At 54.3% G+C, this 15,716-nt stretch carries 18 protein-coding genes; 1 reads left to right on the plus strand and 17 read right to left on the minus strand.

Going from position 1 to position 15,716, the window contains the following annotated elements; translation table 11 throughout:
* Position 1: 1 nt before the first annotated feature.
* The 15 genes from ACIRQ6_RS08790 to fabD form a co-directional block, all read right to left on the minus strand.
* On the minus strand, positions 2-415 hold the full coding sequence (locus tag ACIRQ6_RS08790; protein ID WP_420863754.1) for a phage major tail protein, TP901-1 family: 414 nt from the start codon (positions 413-415) through the stop codon (positions 2-4).
* Positions 416-465: 50 nt separating this feature from the next.
* Complete coding sequence (locus ACIRQ6_RS08795; RefSeq protein ID WP_420863755.1) at positions 466-876, minus strand: DUF3168 domain-containing protein; 411 nt, start codon at positions 874-876, stop codon at positions 466-468.
* Entirely contained in the window at positions 873-1,211 is a 339-nt protein-coding gene (locus tag ACIRQ6_RS08800; RefSeq protein WP_420863756.1) for a head-tail adaptor protein, read from the minus strand. The genes ACIRQ6_RS08795 and ACIRQ6_RS08800 overlap by 4 nt, the downstream gene beginning before the upstream one ends.
* Positions 1,211-1,807 (minus strand): head-tail connector protein, encoded by a 597-nt coding sequence (locus ACIRQ6_RS08805; protein WP_420863757.1) that lies wholly within the window; start codon positions 1,805-1,807, stop codon positions 1,211-1,213. The genes ACIRQ6_RS08800 and ACIRQ6_RS08805 overlap by 1 nt, the downstream gene beginning before the upstream one ends.
* Positions 1,808-1,968: 161 nt before the next feature.
* Positions 1,969-3,150 carry a phage major capsid protein gene (locus ACIRQ6_RS08810; protein WP_420863758.1) on the minus strand — a complete coding sequence of 394 codons (1,182 nt, stop codon included), beginning with the start codon at positions 3,148-3,150 and terminating at the stop codon, positions 1,969-1,971.
* Between the two features lie 37 nt (positions 3,151-3,187).
* Entirely contained in the window at positions 3,188-3,727 is a 540-nt protein-coding gene (locus tag ACIRQ6_RS08815) for an HK97 family phage prohead protease (RefSeq protein ID WP_420863759.1), read from the minus strand.
* A gap of 23 nt (positions 3,728-3,750) precedes the next feature.
* Positions 3,751-3,972: a GTA head formation protein, RCAP_rcc01685 family gene (locus ACIRQ6_RS08820; protein WP_420863760.1), complete on the minus strand. Its 222-nt coding sequence runs from the start codon at positions 3,970-3,972 to the stop codon at positions 3,751-3,753.
* A complete protein-coding gene (locus tag ACIRQ6_RS08825; RefSeq protein WP_420863886.1) occupies positions 3,965-5,137 on the minus strand; it encodes a phage portal protein in 1,173 nt (390 codons plus the stop codon). The genes ACIRQ6_RS08820 and ACIRQ6_RS08825 overlap by 8 nt, the downstream gene beginning before the upstream one ends.
* Before the next feature lie 83 nt (positions 5,138-5,220).
* Complete coding sequence (locus ACIRQ6_RS08830; protein ID WP_420863887.1) at positions 5,221-6,564, minus strand: DNA-packaging protein; 1,344 nt, start codon at positions 6,562-6,564, stop codon at positions 5,221-5,223.
* Positions 6,565-7,051: 487 nt separating this feature from the next.
* Entirely contained in the window at positions 7,052-8,206 is a 1,155-nt protein-coding gene (mltG, locus tag ACIRQ6_RS08835) for an endolytic transglycosylase MltG (protein ID WP_420863761.1), read from the minus strand.
* Entirely contained in the window at positions 8,206-9,465 is a 1,260-nt protein-coding gene (gene fabF, locus ACIRQ6_RS08840; RefSeq protein ID WP_420863762.1) for a beta-ketoacyl-ACP synthase II, read from the minus strand. The genes mltG and fabF overlap by 1 nt, the downstream gene beginning before the upstream one ends.
* Before the next feature lie 102 nt (positions 9,466-9,567).
* A complete protein-coding gene (locus ACIRQ6_RS08845) occupies positions 9,568-10,647 on the minus strand; it encodes a Hint domain-containing protein (protein WP_420863763.1) in 1,080 nt (359 codons plus the stop codon).
* 169 nt (positions 10,648-10,816) lie between these two features.
* A complete protein-coding gene (locus ACIRQ6_RS08850) occupies positions 10,817-11,050 on the minus strand; it encodes an acyl carrier protein (protein WP_420863764.1) in 234 nt (77 codons plus the stop codon).
* 198 nt (positions 11,051-11,248) lie between these two features.
* Positions 11,249-11,986 carry a 3-oxoacyl-ACP reductase FabG gene (fabG, locus tag ACIRQ6_RS08855; protein ID WP_420863765.1) on the minus strand — a complete coding sequence of 246 codons (738 nt, stop codon included), beginning with the start codon at positions 11,984-11,986 and terminating at the stop codon, positions 11,249-11,251.
* Between the two features lie 11 nt (positions 11,987-11,997).
* Positions 11,998-12,936, minus strand: coding sequence for an ACP S-malonyltransferase (fabD, locus tag ACIRQ6_RS08860; RefSeq protein WP_420863766.1), 939 nt, complete (start codon positions 12,934-12,936; stop codon positions 11,998-12,000).
* Between the two features lie 158 nt (positions 12,937-13,094).
* Here fabD and ACIRQ6_RS08865 point away from each other — a divergent pair, with 158 nt between their 5' ends.
* Complete coding sequence (locus ACIRQ6_RS08865; protein ID WP_420863767.1) at positions 13,095-14,318, plus strand: cytochrome b/b6 domain-containing protein; 1,224 nt, start codon at positions 13,095-13,097, stop codon at positions 14,316-14,318.
* An 80-nt stretch (positions 14,319-14,398) separates the two neighbouring features.
* Here ACIRQ6_RS08865 and ACIRQ6_RS08870 read toward each other — a convergent pair whose 3' ends face one another.
* Positions 14,399-14,971, minus strand: coding sequence for a YceI family protein (locus tag ACIRQ6_RS08870; protein WP_420863768.1), 573 nt, complete (start codon positions 14,969-14,971; stop codon positions 14,399-14,401).
* A gap of 106 nt (positions 14,972-15,077) precedes the next feature.
* Complete coding sequence (locus ACIRQ6_RS08875) at positions 15,078-15,623, minus strand: hypothetical protein (protein ID WP_420863769.1); 546 nt, start codon at positions 15,621-15,623, stop codon at positions 15,078-15,080.
* Between the last annotated feature and the right edge of the window lie 93 nt (positions 15,624-15,716).

Consider the following 15,716-nt stretch of genomic DNA (forward strand, 5'->3'; position numbering starts at 1 on the left):
ATCACAAAGCCGTAAAGGTCAAAGCAGCAGCAGACGCGAGGCTCAACTCATAAGTTGCCTCACCATTGTGGCTACCAGCGTATTCCAGCGAACTGACCATAAACGCACCTTCGATGGTGCCAAAGTCGGGGATAATGACCTGGAATTCCGGGATTTCGCCATCAAAGAAGATCTGTCGAGCACGCTCATCAGTATTGGCGTCTTTGAAAACACCTGAGCCTGAAATCGCAGCAGACCGCACACCGGCCCCACCCAGCAATTCACGCCAGCCACCTTCGCTGTCTAGACTAGTGACATCCACTGTTTCCGCATTAAAGGAAATACGGGTTGCCCGCAGTCCAGCGATTGTTTCGAATTGACCGTCGCCAGTCATATCCAGCTTAATCAAAAGGTCTTTTCCGTTTTGGGCAACCATAGGTTTTCTCCATCAAATCATGTACTTGTTCTAATATTTGAAAGTTAAGATCAGCTATCATCAACGCGCGCACGAAATTTCAGATCAATGCGTCGTGTGTCGCCGGATCCGATGCGTTTGGCATCTGCGCGGACAAAGACAAGTCCGACCAAAGTGCCACGTGACAAGGCCATGTCAGCCCGGTGCAACGCATCCGAAATAGCAGCACCCACCGATTTTGCTGTAGCAAAACCTGCAATAGTTGTGACGACTGAAACCTCAAAAATATGGTTAGCACCTGATCCGGTTTTATCTGATCGATCACGAACAACTTCCGGTCCGAGGCTGACATAGGTATCGGGCAACGTGCCACTTGGAATTGTGTCATATACCGCCGATCCAACCAGAGCTGTGATCGACGCATCGTTCGACAATTGTTGATAGACGGCCTGTTGCAGCGCCGCTGAAACACCGTAACTCATGACACCACCTCTTCATGGGCATAGCAGGTCAAATACCCACCATGTGCATCGCTTTCGCCAACTGCGTTGATCCGAAAAACACGGCTGCCTTCAGTGAAACGTTGATCTGGCTGGGGGCGACTTTCTGCGCCATGAGGGGCTGCACGCACGGTGATTTTATAATTCACCCGCGAGACTGGCCCCAAATCCCCGTTCGGGACACGGCCACTACTAGCCTTGACCTCGGCCCATAGTTTGCCCAAGGCCTGCCATGTCTGATTAAAGCCACCTGCCCCATCCGGGATTTGCACAGCCTGCTCTAAAACCAGTTGCCGACAAAGATTAACCGGGTTCATTACGACGCTCTCAATCCGACCCGCACGGGACGATAGCGTTGCAACAAGGCCGAGACACCAAACGGCATACAGCCTTCTCCAAGGCCCGTTTCGGCACGATATTGATAGTAATGCGCCGCCAGCAGCAAAACCGCTTGGGCCAAATCTGCAGGAACATCGGCCCAGACCGTGCCGTAGCCTGCTTCAAACTGAATATCGACGCCACCATGAGGAGGCACAACAGGCAAACAGCTCCCGACCGCTTCCAAAACAGGGCGGTGCGCATCCTGCGCCAGCGAATACCTCGCCGCATCTACGGGGGTCGCTTCATCAAATCGGTCCTTTAGGATAACGGCTTGGATTTGCACGACTGGAGCCACTGGCAGCGCTTGTCGGGCCGCATGACGCCAATCCGTCAGAGACCACGTAAAAATGCGGCTCAGCAGCATTTTACCAGTTCTAGCTTCCACTGCGGCAATCGCAGCACGTAGAAAGCTCTCCAACACAGCGTCTTGCACGGCATCATCTGAAAACCCTGTGCCAAGGCGCAAATGCTCCTTGAATTGCACCACAGGCAGGGCGGCTGTAGCGACAGCCGTCTCTTCGACTAAAATCATCGAAACTCTCCGAAAAAATCTGCACTCCGTCGCAAGGACGTAAAAAGGGACGCGTGCCTCCGCATTGCTCGGACGGAGGGAAGCAGCTAGACAACACGGGTGTTGTGCGGCACGCGCCCAATCAGATCAGGGATCGCTCCCCGATCTTATCGCGCGGGGGTTTAGGCCGTTGCGAATTTCAGAACTTTGATCGCTGCAAAGTCCGAAACATCACCGCCAACACGCTTTGTCGCATAGAACAAAACATTCGGTTTGGCGCTGAAAGGATCTCGAAGAACGCGCAGATCAGGGCGCTCTGCGATAGTGTAACCAGAGGCAAAATCACCAAAGGCAATCGCGTCGGCACCGTCAGCAATGTCAGGCATATCTTCGGCGATCAGTACCGGATAGCCCAGCAAACGCGCAGGTTCGCCAGCTGCCAGTCCATCGGACCACAAGAAACGGCCGTCGCCATCTTTGACCTTACGGATCTCGCCAGCGGTCTTGGAATTCATGACAAATGTGCCGTTCGCACGGTATTCGGCACCCAAGGCATAAACCAAATCAACCAAAACATCAGGGGATCCCAATGCACCTGCTTCACCCGTGGCCAGATAACCGATCTCACCCCAAGTCGCGGTGTCTGCGTCAACTGTTGGGTGGTTCAAAAAACCGCGTGGCTTGTCGACGCCGTCACCAATGATAAAGGCCGCTGCCTCAGCGCGCGAGAACTTTTCAGCAATCCGCGACGCAAGCCATGTTTCAATGTCAAAGGCGCTGTCATCCAGCAAACGTTGGCTGGCCTTAGGCAAGGCAGACAACTCGTGCAACGGGATCGAAATACGCTCGATGGCCGGTGTGTCTGTCTCGGTCACAGTGGTCGCTTCGTTTGCCCAACCGCTGCCAAGTTCGCCACGATCAACCAAGACATCATAGGATGTGGCTTCAACATTTACGACTGTAGAAATCGAACGGATCGACGCTGTCGAACCCAAAACCGATTGAATAGTAGCCGAAGTTGCGGGATCGACCAAATAGCCGCCGTCGCCTGCTACGGCTGTGGACATGGACTTTGCATCCAGTTCCAGACCGCGAAGACCGTCATCATCGCCCGAGCGCAAATAGGCATCAAATGCCTTTTGATGTGGGGCTTCGTCGCTGCTTGCGGACAACACAGGGCGTGCCGCAGGGGTATAATTCTTTTGATCAAGCATAGTCATTCGCTTTTCCTGTTGTTGAAACTTGTGGTCAATTCCACCTTTGAACGCTTTCAAATCACTGACAAAATCCGCAAGCGCAGTTTTCATCTGAGCCGCCGGGGACACTGGCCCTCCGGCAAACCCGGGGTCGTCTGATGTGCTCATCACGTCGTCCTTATTGGTCTGGGTTAAAATCCGGTGGTTAGCCCACCAGCAACGCACGCGCGTGGTTCAGCGCATCCGTCAAGTCACGCATGTCATGATCAAGGGAACTGTCACCCTTGGCCAAGACCCGCGCATCAGGAAGCATCGGAAAAGTCACAAGCGACACTTCCCAAAGTTCCAGCTCGGACAAAAGGCGGCGCCCTTTGTCATCCTTTGTCGCTTTGACCGTGCGATACCCGATGGACAAACCATCAATGGCACCTGCTTCAATCAAGGCAATTGCCTCGCGACCTTTTTCAACATCCGCCAAGATGCGGCCTTTGACGTAAAGCCCGCGCGCATCTTCGTGGACAGTATCCCACACACCAATCGGCTCAGCAGGGTTATGCTGCCAAAGCATTTTGACCGTGCCACCTTTTGCATTCAGCGCCTTCAAACTGGCGGCATAGGCACCTGGTTGGACCACATCGCCACCCTGGTCACATTTGCCAAAGACCGATGCATACCCCTCAACCAAGACACCTTCTGCCAGCTCCAAAGTCTCGCCCAATTTGCAAAATTTATGTTCCAATTCCATCGTAGCCACTCCTCAAATCTGGGCTATTGAACGCTCAGGACCGATTGAAAGGCCTGCGCTAAAATCACGCCGACAACTCCAAAGACGATCAACCAAAGCCGTTTTTCCAACCGCTCGGCGCTTTGTTCCAACCGGTCCAAGCGTTTGTTCAACGCATCAAACTGCAGGTTGGCGATCCGCTCGTTGGCAACAATTCGGTGGGCTGGCGCGCAATCAAACGCATCAAGATCCAGCGGTTCACTCATTGTCTTGGCTCAACACAGGTAACCCCAGCAAAGCACGTTTTTCTTGCTCGGTCAGGAAGGCCGCATTGGCGACTCGCGCCCATTGGGCGTCCCGTTCCGCAGCCAACGCAGGCACCTGATCCAAATCAGGCTTCAGGAAAACCTGCTCGCCGGACAATTGCGACAACCAACTGGACACACAGGCCGCAACGCGCGTCGCCATGGGCAATACTGTGTGGCGATAAAATGCGCGATTGGCCTCAGCGAAATTTGCATATGTCGCATCGCCAGGAATACCCAACAGCATCGGTGGCACGCCGTATGCGGTCGCAATTTCGCGCGCTGCAGCCTCTTTGGTTTTCTGGAATTCCATATCAGAGGGGGAAAAGCCCATCTGTTTCCAGTCCAACCCACCTTCCAACAACATCGGGCGTCCCGCATTACGCGCGCCTTGATGATGGCTTTCCATTTCATTGACCAAACGGTCGTACTGATCTGTGCTCATGCTGGCCTGACCATCCACACCTTTAAAGACAATCGCGCCGGACGGACGGGCCGCATTGTCCAAAAGGGCTTTGGACCAGCGCGACGCCGCGTTGTGTACATCCACGGCCGAGGCCGCCGATTGCATTGGCGAAAATCCATAGTGATCATCTTGTGGATGGAAGGTCTTGATATGGCAGACAGGCGATCCCTCAGCCGTCACATTAAATCGATGTGCACGGGCGCCCACTTTGTATTCATAGCCGACAGGCCAACCATCCGACCCCGGAATAACCCGCATCCGATCAGACCTAAGAACATGCAACTCATGGGGCGAGCCATCGCCAACCGCCTCCAAGTAAGCGTCACCGGTCAACAGTAACTGACCAAAAAGCGCCTCAAATAATTCCGCACGGCCTTGGGCTGGGTTCGGGCTATGGATCAAATCCAACAAAGGATGTGACACAAACCGTTGTTCGCTATCCTCCAATACCAAAGGCAGGGCCGCAGCCCCTTCTGCAATCAGCTTGACCACGCGGTGCCCCACGGGGTTGCCCGCAAAGCCAGCCCGGGTCAACGACCCCGTGTCGCGCGGGCTCCATGCAACGCGACCCGAGCCGTGATAAGCAATCGTTGGGGCAGCAGCACTTGCCTTGGCAGACGGTGCCGTAGCAGCCCCCTTACGCAGAAAATCAAAAACCATCATCAAACTCCTTGTCCATCGGGACACGACTTCTCAGCCCCGCAAACGGGTCCTCAAAGCCACTCTCATTTTGAAACGCTGCGCTACAGCGACCGGATCATAGGTTGGCGGTACGAGCCCGCCGGACCAATCAGAACTTCGTGCAAGGCCCATACCAGCGCATCAACGCGGTCTGGACTGCCTTTGCCCGCATAGCCCGTCAGGCTCATCTTCGCCATCTGGTCTTCAAGCTCTGTCAAACCCCGAACGTGATGTACGCGGCCTTGCTCATAAAGTGCTGCTACAGGTTCTGCCCGAGCAACCTTACCTTTCGATGCATGCACCGAACGGTAAGGCGTTAACGGATCAATCTGGCGGACAACTGATTCAACCAAATCTCCACCCTGATTGACCTCAGCGACCATTTTGTCTGCATCAAACTCTTGCATCGCGTGTACCGCCCGCGCAGCCCACGCCTGCGGGCTGGCCGCTGTAACGGACTGATCGGCCAAGACATAGGCCTTCCAGTGTTGCGGCGGGCCTTTTAATACCGCACCAACCACTACAATTCCGCACTCATCCGAGGTCACTTTGCCGCTCACAGGCGGATCGACGGCAACCACCACACGGTCAAACTCTGGTAATTCGTCAACGATGGCTTGCTCCAGCAGCCGCTCCGTCCACAGCGCCCCTTCTGTGTCTTCTAACAACACACCATCCAATTCCTGACGCCCCAGACGGGTGCCGGCGTAGCGGGTCTGCACTTCTTCAAGGAAGCTGTCGGCAAGGTTGGCGCGATTTGCCTCGGTCGGCGCTGTGGACACCACAGTAGAACTGCGCGCCAGCAATTCCTTGAGCAATTTGATATTACGCGGCGTTGTAGTCACGCATTGCTGCGGGCGGTCCCCGAGGCGCAAGGCAAACTGCAACATGTCCCATGTCTCTTGGGCTTTTTTCCACTTGGCCAACTCATCGACCCAAGCTGCATCAAATTGTGGACCACGCAAGGCCTCTGGATCATGAGCCGAAAAAACCTGCGCCACCGCACCATTTGGCCATTCCAATTGTTTGCGACCCGAAATCCACTTTGGCCTCCGATCCGGCGGGGAACAGGCTAAAATGCCGCTCTCTCCGAACACCATCACTTCACGGGTCTGATCTATCGTCTCACCGATCAACGCCACACTGCGGCACTGGCCGGGATCACCGGGTCGCGGCCCTTCGACCAAACTACGCACCCATTCGGCCCCGGCGCGGGTCTTTCCCGCTCCTCTGCCGCCCATGATCACCCAAGTCTTCCAATCGCCTTCTGGCGGCAACTGATGTTCCATCGCCCAAAACTCAAACAGAAAAGGCAGCGCACATAACTCATGCTCCGTCAGGCTGTCGAGGAAGTCCTCTTGGACATCTGCTTCTACGGAGGCGAGCCAATCTGCACCCGATTTCAGTTCTTGCAAGCCCGAGGTCGAGTTCGTTGGCTCCCTCCGCTGCGCGTTTGTGCTGTTTCGATAGCTCATGTAATCGGGCCTCCGCACCCAAAAAATTATTCTGCGCCTTTTCCAATTCGCGCAAAAGTTTGTTGCTATCCGAGGCATCCGGATCGCGTCCAGATTTCAGCTCTCGGATCATTTCCGCCATTTGTTGAGTCATATGCTCATACATCTCGCGGGCCCTTCGAAGATGGCTTTCCACAGCTTCGAAATTCGGGTCGTCTGGTATAGATCCGTTCATGAATGTGTGCGCCTGAACTTAAGGGGACTCCACACGACAGAAACAAAAAAACGGCACATGGGGACTAACCCAAGGCCGCTTTCTCACTTCTCCTAGCATGCATAAGTTGTGCCATAGACCGTTCGCAAAGTCAAGGTAAACCCGCTCGGGCACATGGCCTAACCGTCCGCAAACATTACATTTTCTTAAGATTTAAAAGGGTGGCTATTGGTTCTGGCGCGCCGCTTCAATGGCTCGCCATTTGGCCACATTGGCGTTGTGATCCGCCAGTGTTACAGAAAACGCATGGCCGCCTGTGCCGTCCGCCACAAAGAAAATATAGTCCGTATCTTCAGGGTTTAAGGCCGCTTGGATGCTCGCCCGCCCAGGGTTTGCAATCGGCGTCGGTGGCAGCGCATCAATGACATAGGTATTGTACGGCGTCGCTGCTCTCAGCTCACTTCGGCGCAAACCACGGCCCAGACTGCCCTCGCCCTTTGTGATACCATAAATCACAGTCGGGTCAGTTTGCAGCTTCATCCCTTGGTTCAACCGATTGACAAATACGCTGGCCACTTGCCCGCGTTCTTCGGCAATCCCCGTTTCTTTCTCGATAATCGATGCAAGGATCAGCGCCTCTTGGGCCGATTGCAGCGGCGTTCGATCCGACCGGCTGTCCCACGCAGCTTGTAAGATCTGCGCCTGCTTGTCTTGCATCTGCGCCAGCAGTTCTGCACGTGGCGTGCCTTTGACAAAGGCATAGCTGTCGGGCGCCAATGCGCCCTCCACAGGCACCTCTGCCACAGTGCCGTCCAGTACATCAATGGATTTCAGCCCCTCAACCACAGCCCAGCTCGTAGCCCCTTCGGCCACTGAGACCCGCAACCGCGTGTCAGCACCTTCCAGCACGTCCGCATAAATCGCAGGGGCCTCTTCCTCATCTGGCCGGAATTTTGCCCGCTCTACAAATCGTCCAGTGGCGGGGTCAAGTTCCCGCACCAATACATCATTGCGCAGAACACCAATGCGATAGACGACTTCCGTGCCACAACTGCTGGCACCGCCACGAGTTACAATATCGACGATCTCGGACATAGAGGCCTGTTCCGGCACCAAAAAACTGCCAGCCTTCAATTGGCGTGTCTTATCCGCATAGTCAGCACCAATGCGCAGGATGCGCCCATTTGAAACGGCACCCTGCCCCTCAAGATCACGACTGACCGAGGCAAAGCTGGCCCCGGATTTGACCTGCAAACAGATCGCTTGGGTCAATGGCCCTTCAGCCTGATATTCTTTTGATCCCCAAAGGATCACACCGCCCAACAAAAACAGCGCCACAACGAAAAACGTCAACGCGTTGCTGGCCACATGCCTCCACATTAGTTGACTTTACCCATTATAAGGCTGGCATTGGTCCCGCCAAACCCAAAGGAATTGGACAAGACCACATTGATCTCGCGCTCACGCTTTTCTGGGCCAATCAAATCAATGGAATGCTCGCAATCCACGGTTTCAAGGTTCAAGGTGGGCGGGGCGACTTGGTCGCGCAATGCCAAAATACAAAAGATCGCTTCAACAGCCCCAGCAGCGCCCAACAAGTGACCAATCGCCGACTTGGTGGATGACATAGACGCCCCACTAGACGCCTCACCCAAAAGCCGCTCAACCGCGCCCAATTCAATGGTGTCCGCCATGGTCGACGTTCCGTGTGCATTCACATAGTCAATGGCCGAGACATCGATCCCCGCGCGCTTAACAGCCGCCCGCATAGCGCGTTCAGCACCCTCATGATCAGGCGGCGGCGCTGTGATGTGATGCGCATCCCCCGATAGGCCATAGCCCAGAATTTCGGCATAGATCTTGGCACCACGCGCTTTGGCGTGTTCGTATTCTTCCAAAACCACAACACCAGCGCCCTCGCCCATGACAAACCCATCACGGTCTGCATCCCACGGACGGCTGGCTTTGGTTGGGTCATCTGCATGCTTGGTGCTAAGCGCCTTACAGGCATTAAACCCTGCAATGCCAATTTCGCTGATCGGGCTTTCTGCGCCGCCTGCAATCATCACATCCGCATCATCTAATGCAATCAACCGCGCCGCATCGCCGATGGCATGAGCGCCTGTCGAACAGGCCGTCACGACCGCATGGTTCGGCCCCTTAAAGCCATATTTGATAGAAACCTGCCCGCTGACCAAATTGATCAAAGCGCTGGGAATAAAGAAAGGCGAGACACGCCGTGGCCCCCGCTCCTTAAGCAGCACCGCAGTGTCGGCAATAGCGTTAAGACCACCAATCCCAGATCCGATCATCACACCGGTGCGGAATGCATCGTCATCGCCGTCCAACGTCCAGCCACTGTCTGCGATAGCCTGTTGCGCCGCAGCCATTCCATATAAGATAAAGTTATCAACTTTGCGCTGTTCCTTCGGCTCCATATAAAGGTTGGGATCAAACGAGCCGTCGGATCCATCCCCATACGGCACTTCACAGGCATAATTCGTTGCAAGGTGATTGGCGTCAAACTTTGTGATCGTGCCTGCGCCTGATTGACCGGCCAAAAGGCGGCTCCAGGTTGCATCAACACCATCCGCCAAGGGACTGACCATCCCCAATCCAGTTACTACTACGCGCCGCATATTCTACCCCATCTTAAATATCGCAGGTTGCACTGGACATACCGCGCCTTAGGGGACAGGGGCAAGAGGGCTGCGAAAACTATGCAGATTTTTGCGTGTAAATTATGCGGCGTCCTTGGCGCGCGGCGCCAACATATCCCGCAAAACGGCCACTTCCTTGTTATTTAGACAAGACCGAACACTGCTGGACTTGGCCACATCGCAGGGCGCAAAAGGTAGGATCGCCAAAGCCTCGTCTGCAGCGACCTTTCCTTCGTCCGATGCCAACTCGTATTGGGCAGCGGGCAACAGGCTTTCGCTGGGCATACCGTTGCACCATATCACTTCGTGGTGGTCAAACAGAACATGGAAATATTCGACATCCTCGTCGTCCGGTATCCGCAAAATCATTTGGTCATTGATCAGCTTGTGGATTGGCACCAACACCTCAACCTCGCCAAACAGCAACTCTGCCTGCCAACCGCAAATCAATACCCGATGCTGGGGTGACAACAACGTGTCGCAAGACGGCACATTTGGACCCAATGCCCCTGCCTTGACCCATACGGGCCGAAAATTGGGATTCCGATCCAAGGCAACCCGTGGATAGCGGCTGGATCCAACCCATCGAATGACTTGTGGTCCATGATCCAATGTCTCGACCAGATCACCCACCTTTAAATCCTCTACGGCAACTTCGCCTGTTGGCGTGGCAATCATTCCACCCTTGGTAAAGCAAATAGGTGTCGCTAGGGTTTGGTAGCCAGTCGAAGGCCCTTCCATGGTCCCAACAACTTCCAAGGGCACCCCGATAGGCGGAAAACCACCTTGAGAGCCAAAAAATGCAAGCCCCTCAACCGTCCCATAAGAATTGGGCGCACCGGGTTCACGCACATTGAACCCATAAACCGTGTATTCTGTGCCGTCCGGGGCGCGCAGGGTCAGCTGATATTCGGCCTCCACGACCAAACCGTTGTCATAGGTGGTGTTGTTAAAGGATTGCTGACCATCCAAAGTCTGATTTGTGTCGGAATCGGCAAAATTATTGTCTGTGTCGTTTATGTCCACGGCTTCCCAAGCGTTGCTATCAAGCGTGATGAACTTGTCCTGTAGATGCACGCCACTGCCCTGGTCGCCGCCAGACAAGGATTCAGAATCCGAAACCGAAATGTTTGTAGCGCCCAAAGCGTATACAGTTGGCATTAACTCTCTCACCCCATCCGACAAAAGCCGGCGTTATCAACGTGGGAAAGCATATTGATCCATTTGGGCCAAACTGTGCCCAGAATATGAAACTTATAAAATTTGCCGTAAATTAACGCAAAACGGCGTCCCAAAGGACGCCGTTCAAAACCAAAAGCGGTATGCGCGATTAGGCAGCTTCAGTGATAAACTTCACTGCATCGCCAAATGTTTGAATGGTCTCAGCGGCATCATCCGGGATCTCGATGCCGAACTCTTCTTCAAACGCCATGACCAACTCAACAGTGTCCAGGCTGTCTGCGCCCAAATCGTCGATGAACGAAGCGGTTTCAGACACTTTCTCTTCTTCAACGCCCAAATGCTCTACAACGATTTTCTTTACACGGTCTGCTACGTCGCTCATGTCATATTCCTTTGTATCTTGGGCCGCAGCCCTTGGTGTGCCCTAGTTGGGCGGCTCCATAAGGTTTTTCAACCCCAGCGTGCCAGTTTATGTCGCAACACTCTATGGCATTCTGCGCCGCCTATAACACACAGTTCAGACAACGCAAACGCTTTCACGTTGAAATTGCACCTCATAGGTCTGGCGTGGCAACCGCCCTTAAATCATCGCCATTCCGCCGTTGATATGCATTGTGGTTCCCGTCAGATATCCTGCCTCAGCACTGGCCAAATAGACGACGGCCGAGGCAATTTCAGACGGGTTTCCCATACGACCAGCAGGGATATTGGACAAAATCGCGTCCTTTTGAGTGTCATTCAGCTTTTGCGTCATCGCTGTTTCAATGAACCCCGGGGCCACGCAATTGACAGTGATGCCACGGCTGGCAACTTCATATGCCAACGACTTGGACATACCAACCATGCCCGCTTTGGACGCTGCATAATTGCCCTGACCGGGGTTTCCTGTGGCACCAACGACAGAGCTGATATTGATGATCCGCCCCCAGCGGGCTTTCATCATGCCGCGCAGCACGCCCTTGCACAGACGCATGGTGCTGGTCAGGTTCACATCAATCACTGACTGCCATTCATCATCGGACATACGCATAAACAAGTTGTCGCGTGTGATACCTGCGTTGTTGACCAAGATATCAACTGATCCCATCGCCTCGGCTGCTTGTTTTGGCAGGGCTGTCACAGCCTCCGCGTCCCCAAGGTCACACGGTAGCACATGAGCCCGTGCGCCCAACTCTGCTGCCAAAGCGTCCAGCGGCTCAACACGGGTCCCCGAAAGGCCAACCGTGGCACCTGCTGCATGCAAATCGCGGGCAATCTGGCCACCAATCCCGCCAGAGGCACCCGTCACCAGCGCATTTTTTCCTGTAAGATCAAACATTCGAACGTTCCCTATCCTATACTTTTTGCCGCAGCCACGACATCCTCAGCGGTCCCAACAGCGCGGGTTTCAATGGTTTTGTCAATTCGGCGGATCATCCCTGACAGGGCCTTGCCTGCACCGATTTCCCAAATTTCCGTCACACCTTGACCTGCCATCCACATAACTGACTCGCGCCAACGAACAGATCCCGTGATCTGCTCAACCAATAGCGAACGGATGCTGGCCACTTGGCTCACATCATGGGCCAGAACATTGGCCACAAGTGGGACCTTCGGGCGCTCCATGTCCACGTCGCCAAGGGCCACCGCCATCGCTTGGGCCGCAGGCTCCATTAGCGCACAATGAAATGGTGCGCTTACGGGCAGCAATAGCGCGCGCTTTGCGCCTTTTTCCTTGGCCAAAGTAACGGCCCGTTCCACGGCATCCTTGTGGCCAGACACCACGACTTGTGCGGGATCGTTGTCGTTTGCAGCCGTGCAAATCTCACCCATGGCTGCCTCTTCAGCCACAGCTGACGCCGCTGCAAAATCCAGTCCAAGGATCGCCGCCATCGCCCCCTCGCCGACAGGCACAGCCGCTTGCATGGCCAATCCGCGGGTGCGTAGCAATTTTGCCGTGTCCGTAATGCTGAACGATCCAGCAGCGGCCAGAGCGGAATATTCCCCTAAGGAATGCCCCGCCACATATTGTGCGGCATCCAACGTCACGCCCTCGGCTTCCAGCGCCTTGATCGTCGCCAAAGACACAGCCATCAAAGCAGGTTGCGCATTTTGGGTAAGGGTCAATTCCGCAATGTCACCTTCCCAAATCAACGCGCTGAGCTTTTCGCCCAAAGCTGCGTCGACCTCTTCAAAAACAGCGCGGGCCGCCGGATAGGCGTCTGCCAAGGCCTTGCCCATGCCAATGGTTTGGGCACCCTGCCCCGGAAAAACAAATGCGCGTGTCATGCGACCCTCCCTGCTCGTTTGTTCATTCCCCTTACCCAATGAAGCCCGGCATCACAATAAACCCTGTTCATTCGCGCAGCCCTTTTCTGCGCAAAAATGTGATGCGGGCGATCGCAGACACAGTATATCTTGTCCTAGCAGATTTAAGGACCCTTTTAATGCCCGCACAAAACTCGCTCAAATTCTACGGCTCTGTCACCAAAAGCTTTCATTGGCTGACCGCTGCCTTGATCATTACGCTGATCCCATTGGGCGTCATTGCCAACGGCAAAGCACACCAAATCAAATCTGGCGAAATGGCGAGTGATGCAAGTTTTGTCGAACAAACGGCGTTTTTGTTTTCGCTGCATAAGACCCTTGGCGTTACCGTTTTCTTTGTGGCCATCGCTCGAATCCTATGGGCCCTCAGTCAAACCAAACCCGGACTGCTGAATGCCGACAAAAAACTGGAAAGCTGGCTGGCCGAAACTGTCCATTACACGCTTTACGCCTCTTTGATTGTGGTGCCTTTGTCGGGCTGGGTGCATCACGCCGCAAGCAGCGGCTTTGCGCCAATTTGGTGGCCTTTTGGGCAAAACCTACCGCTGGTCCCCAAATCTGATACAGTGTCTCATATCGCGACCAGCCTGCATATTATTTTTGAACGCGTCCTAATTCTGTCGATCTTTTTGCATGTAGCAGGCGCGCTGAAACACCACTTTATCGATCGCGACAACACGCTGATGCGTATGCTGCCGGGCACCCCGGCTGTGCCAGAACCAGACCCCAATCACAAAAAGTTCGTTCCGATCCTGACCGCAGGCGTCGTCTACATCGCAGCCCTTGGCATCGGATCGGGCCTTGGGATGTTCGCGACCAAACCCATGGCCGACACGGCAACGGGTACACAACTTGAGACCGCCGCCAGCCAATGGCAGGTCCAAGACGGCAATCTTGGCATCACCGTCATGCAGTTTGGCAGCGCCGTCGAAGGTCAATTCGCCGATTGGACCGCCTCTATCAGCTATGATCGCGAGGCCCCTCTGGGTCCGCGCGGCACGGTGGAGATCGCGATCAACATCGGCTCACTCAGCTTGGGGTCCGTAACAGACCAAGCCATGGGGTTTGATTTCTTTGATCGCGAGAACCACCCAACCGCAATTTTCAAAGGGGATCTGATCGCTGTTGAGGACAATCACATGGCCGTGGGCACGTTGACCCTTAAGGGCATCAACATGCCGCTTAGTTTTCCGTTTGACCTTAGTTTTCGGGAAGACATCGCCCAAGCCTCGGGGCGCTTCAGCCTCAACCGGATTGACTATGGCATTGGCGCCAGTATGCCTGACGAAAGCTCACTGGCCTTTGGCGTTGATGTGCGCTTTGAGCTAACGGCCCAGCAATAGTCAAACCCAAAGTCCAGACCAAACAAGACAAAGGGCCGCTCTATTTCTGAACGGCCCTTCCTCATTTCAACCTGTACGGCTTAGTTGGCTTTGGCCGCCTCGATAGAAATCACGATGTTTACTTCGTCAGAGACCGCCGGGGCAAATGCACCAAGGCCAAAGTCCGATCGCAACACAGATGTTGTGGCATCAAATCCAGCCCAGACTTTACCTTCCATCGGGTGCTGGCCGGTTTTGTTCAAAACGGCGTCCAAGACAACGGCTTTCGTCATCCCGTTCATTGTCAAATCGCCAGTGATAAGGGCCGTCTGATCGCCCGTCACCTCGATACCGGTCGAAGCAAATGTAATCATGTCACCGTCTTGGGCGCCAAAGAAATCGCCGGACATAAAATGGCCGTCGCGCTGTTCCCAGCCAGTAAACATGCTCTTTACCGGCATGGATACAGTCACGGATGAGTTTGCGGGATCTGCTTCGTCAAACATGATCTCGCCTTCAAACCCAGAGAACATGCCATAGGTCGTCGAAAACCCAAAATGTTCGTAGTTAAAGATGATTTGGCTATGGCTGGCGTCCAACATGTATTTTTCCGGCGCAGCAACAGCTGACGTGGCACCAAGTGCAAACGCGGCGGCAAGGACGAGTGATTTCATGGAAGGGATCCTTTTGGTTGTGGGATGCCTCAGGAAACGCACCAAATCCTGACAAAATCAATTCAACGGTTCTAAACACTTTGTGTTCAGGAACGAACAACTTGCGTTAGACCGTGATGCAGCGGCGAATTTCCCATTCAAGGAATTCCATTTCGCCATAGGGTCCTTCCACAAGAATTTCCGCCGACGTTGCGCCCTGCAAGACATATACCAGCGCATAATGCTGGTCGACTGACGCAATGAACAGATCCTCAATGTCGTCAAACTGGGTCGTGGCCAAAACAGATCGGCGGCCATCCTCCAAAATAGTCCGAATTTGCCGGTTCACATGATCAACTTCAAACGCAATGGGATTGCTGCGATGGGCAAAATGGAAGGCCAGCAAAGAACAGGTCAAAAACACCGCTGTAACGGCCAATTTCAAAAGCAACATCTCCGCGTTCAACGCAATATCCGTCACCAACCAATGCAGGATCGAACACCCCGCCAAGGCGACACCGGCAAGCCGCGCGGTCCACTGACGCGCCATCAAACCAAATGGGATCTCGGCAGTCTTCAACGTCAAACCCCAAGCGTTGCGATCAATAATGATTGATCCGCGATGACCAGACGGCGCTGTGGTAAAGCTGTCGAACTCGAACGTTGCTGACATAATTTTCTGTCCCTGATAACCCATGCTCTTTTAGCGGCACACGGACTCAACTAAAGGGCGATTAAGACAAAAGTTTGGCGGACTTGCGCAAAA

Origin of the sequence: Algirhabdus cladophorae (assembly GCF_044772865.1) — a bacterium.
GTDB lineage: Bacteria > Pseudomonadota > Alphaproteobacteria > Rhodobacterales > Rhodobacteraceae > Algirhabdus > Algirhabdus cladophorae.